Raw genomic sequence first — 3439 nt, 5'->3', positions numbered from 1 at the left:
AGATTTCCCATAGCGTAAGCTAGTAAGATCCCTGAAAGATGATCAGGTTGATAGGTTCGAGGTGGAAGCATGGTGACATGTGGAGCTGACGAATACTAATAGATCGAGGACTTAACCATATAATATGTAGCAATGTTATCTAGTTTTGAAGGAATATGCCTTCAATAGTTTGGTGATGATGGCAGAGAGGTCACACCCGTTCCCATACCGAACACGGAAGTTAAGCTCTCTAGCGCCGATGGTAGTTGGGACCTTGTCCCTGTGAGAGTAGGACGTCGCCAAGCAAAAACCTAAGTCGTTTCGACTTAGGTTTTTTTGTGTTTATTTATATATATCAAATGACATAATCCGTAAATTTAGTAATCTTAATGAGAGAAAAGGATGAAATGGAGACGTTTTAAAGTCAACTACCCCCAGTGAGACAAAGCCTTTCAGTGGGGGCTTGAGCTCGAGCGCTAGGTCTTTTCGTCTATCGCTAGACAGTTTGACGCTCTAGCATTTATGCTACCCCACGATTTGTCACGCAACTTACTAATCTATCTACACCTAAATCGCAATTCAAAGCGTTACTCGTAGTCGTGGATGGTTTCTTCATTTGAGAAACATGCATTTCATATGTATCATGCACCTCAAAGAACCGACTTTTTTGCTTCGGTACAATCTCAATGTAGAAGATTTTTTTATGTCTTAAATTTTTCGGCATACGTATTTTAATGGAACCCAATTTTTTTTGAATGCCACATTCATCGGAACCATCCAATACCCGTTATTATCCACTTTAGGGACTTGATAGATTTCAATGATTCGTTTGTCAGTGGAACGAGAATAATTTGGAAACTTCGGACGCCCTGTGAACTGCTCAGGATTTTTCTTACATTGTTCCAACGCTTTAAAAAAGCTCTTCACTTCTGCATATAAGGCTCTGTGAATCGCTTGAATAGAATTTGATTGAACGCCCCAATCATTCGTATTGGCTTGCATGGCAGTATCTACTTCTTTTACAGTAGCCATCCTGTTATTGTTTAAGTAACTTTGTTTCATCGTGTACAAGCCAACATTTCGCAACGCTTTTGAGCTATGTGACATGCGCTGAAGTGAACCCCCGCTGATTAAAGTTTCAATTTATACAATATCTTTTCATTTTTAAAGGATTTCATTCATCAAAAAATCTATAATTAAGGTAATTAATATATATTATTGATGGGTGTGGGGGATTATGAAAGAAATATGCATGTTATTAGTGGCTGTTATATTATGGGGGACAGCCATTGCGCCAACAAAGTGGGCGTTAGAAGTTATTCAGCCATTTACTTTGTTATTTATTCGCCTTTTCTTCGCTGGTGGAATTTGTTTGCTATTTTCATTTAAACAATTAAAAAAATCGGTTGTACATAAACAAGTGCCGTGGAAAAGAATGAGTTTACTATCTTTTACTGGTGTAGCTGGTTACTTTATGTTCACATCCTACGGTATTTCTTTAACAAGTGGATTACATGTTAGTATTATTGATGCTGCTTTACCGTTAGTTACAATTCTTTTTTCAGCGATCTTTTTGAAAGAAAAAATTCAGCTTAATTATTGGATCGGCATTGTATTGGGAGCTGCTGGAGTACTTCTTATTACTATCCCATCTAGTAACGGTAATCAAGAAGTATCTTTAATAGGAGATACCCTTATTTTATTAAGCACTTTCTTATTTGCTTTCTATACAGTATTGTTGAAAAGACCAAAACAAGAACAGTATTTATCAAACAAGGTTTTTACAACATTAACTTTAATTATTGGAGCTGTTATTTTATTACCATTTGCAATGGTAGAAACTTTTTACTATGGTTTCCCAGAAATCGAAACATGGAAGACTGGATTTAGTGTAATGTATCTTGTTATAGGCGCAACAATTTTAGCGTATTGGTTTTGGAATAGAGCACTAGAGACAGTCTCGGCATCAGTAAGTGGGTTATATTTAAATGCATTACCGTTAATAAGTATTGTTGCTTCAATTGCTTTATTAGATGAGTCTTTAACTTGGAAGATAGTAATAGGAGGAAGTTTAGTCTTAATAGGAGTAGGATGGGCAGATAGACAAAAGATAAGTAAGTTATTAAAGAAGAATAACTTGAATAGTAAGGAATGCTAAGTAACATATTGTATATAGTTTAAATATAAAAAAACACCTTATATATATTAGGTGTTTTTTTATTTGGCAAAGATAATAGATTGAAATCAGTATAGGTATTCTCTACTATATTTATACGTATTGAAATCATTTTGAAATATTGTTTGAACGAGTTGTATACATTCGGTATCATAAAAACTTTCGAAAGTGGGGTAGCGAGGAAATAAAGGGTCAGTAATATCGGCTTCGCTAAAATTCCCTTTATAAATCATGGCGGGAGTTTGATGATGCCATGATATTGAGAACTCATTTATTGGTGCAGTTTTTAATTCGAAACGCTTTTCTAATGCTTTCATATCCTGATCGAAGTTTTCTAAGTATATATAATTGGTCACATATTCTTCTTCACCAGCTATATATTGTTGTGTGAAATGCGGGTTAATATCATTTCCTTGAGCATCATTAATGAATAGATAGTATAGAAATTGTTTAAATGAGAGGCCTTTGGAGGAGTTTTCATCTTGATATAAAAACTTTCGGATGGGCTTCCATTCGGGATTTTCTATATAGGGAGGTGCGATTAAGGATACGAAAGAGCTCACTGCTCGTCTATAAGGGTTACGAACAAGCTTAAAAGTTTCTTTTTGTTTTTCGCGTAATGCTATACCTAGTCGAACACTATAGGCAGGTGTACTTTTGTATATGTCATATTCATAATTATGAATGAAAGGACTATAATTTAGAGCTGTCTGTAATAAGTCAATCTGATAAAAAAACCACTTAGCAAGAGAAGTACAACCACTTTTTTGGCTCCAAAATAGAATGATAGGAAAATTCTTATGATAATGTGGGTTTCTTGAATGGGCGTTGACGATATGTAATAAGGAAGGATCGAACAATCTCTACACCCCTTTCAGGTATTTTAATTATATGTATGAAAAATAAAGAGGAATATGAGTAGCTGTTTCATCTTTTCTAAAAAAGTGAAAGATTAATATTGACTATTATTGAATAGGGGTGTAATATAGAACAAGTCGCCGATGACAACAACGTCGAAAGCGACAAACGAAATAAAAAACTTAGTTGACATTGAAAGATGAAAATGTTAACATAAGGAAGTCGCAAATGAGCGACAGACAAGTTCTTTGAAAACTGAACGAAACAAACAACGTGAAACGTCAATTTTTATTTTATGGTGCTAGACAAACTAACTTTATTGGAGAGTTTGATCCTGGCTCAGGATGAACGCTGGCGGCGTGCCTAATACATGCAAGTCGAGCGAATGGATTAAGAGCTTGCTCTTATGAAGTTAGCGGCGGACGG

General features: G+C 35.3%; 2 protein-coding genes, 3 rRNA genes and 1 pseudogene. 4 read left to right on the top strand and 2 right to left on the bottom strand.

Translation table 11 applies throughout. The features are described from left to right. Both PQF83_RS28370 and rrf read left to right on the top strand, forming a co-directional pair. Positions 1-119, top strand: a 23S ribosomal RNA gene (locus PQF83_RS28370); the annotation flags it as partial. Positions 120-168: 49 nt separating this feature from the next. Next, positions 169-284 (top strand): 5S ribosomal RNA (gene rrf, locus PQF83_RS28365). 218 nt (positions 285-502) lie between these two features. Here the strand turns inward: rrf and PQF83_RS28360 are convergent. Continuing rightward, positions 503-1095, bottom strand: a pseudogene (locus tag PQF83_RS28360) (RNA-guided endonuclease TnpB family protein); the annotation flags it as partial. A 109-nt stretch (positions 1096-1204) separates the two neighbouring features. On the opposite strand from PQF83_RS28360, the gene PQF83_RS28355 reads away from it, so the two are divergent. After that, a complete protein-coding gene (locus tag PQF83_RS28355) occupies positions 1205-2137 on the top strand; it encodes a DMT family transporter (RefSeq protein ID WP_001998796.1) in 933 nt (310 codons plus the stop codon). Between the two features lie 86 nt (positions 2138-2223). On the opposite strand, the gene PQF83_RS28350 is transcribed toward PQF83_RS28355, so the two are convergent. Then, entirely contained in the window at positions 2224-3015 is a 792-nt protein-coding gene (locus tag PQF83_RS28350) for a sulfotransferase family 2 domain-containing protein (RefSeq protein ID WP_000460200.1), read from the bottom strand. A 314-nt stretch (positions 3016-3329) separates the two neighbouring features. Between PQF83_RS28350 and PQF83_RS28345 the strand changes: the two genes are divergently transcribed. Beyond that, positions 3330-3439 (top strand): 16S ribosomal RNA (locus tag PQF83_RS28345); the annotation flags it as partial.

Origin of the sequence: Bacillus sp. FF-1 (assembly GCF_028548245.1) — a bacterium.
Lineage (GTDB): Bacteria > Bacillota > Bacilli > Bacillales > Bacillaceae_G > Bacillus_A > Bacillus_A paranthracis.
Note: the sequence above shows the minus strand (reverse complement) of the source record. Positions and strands in the feature narration are given on the sequence as shown.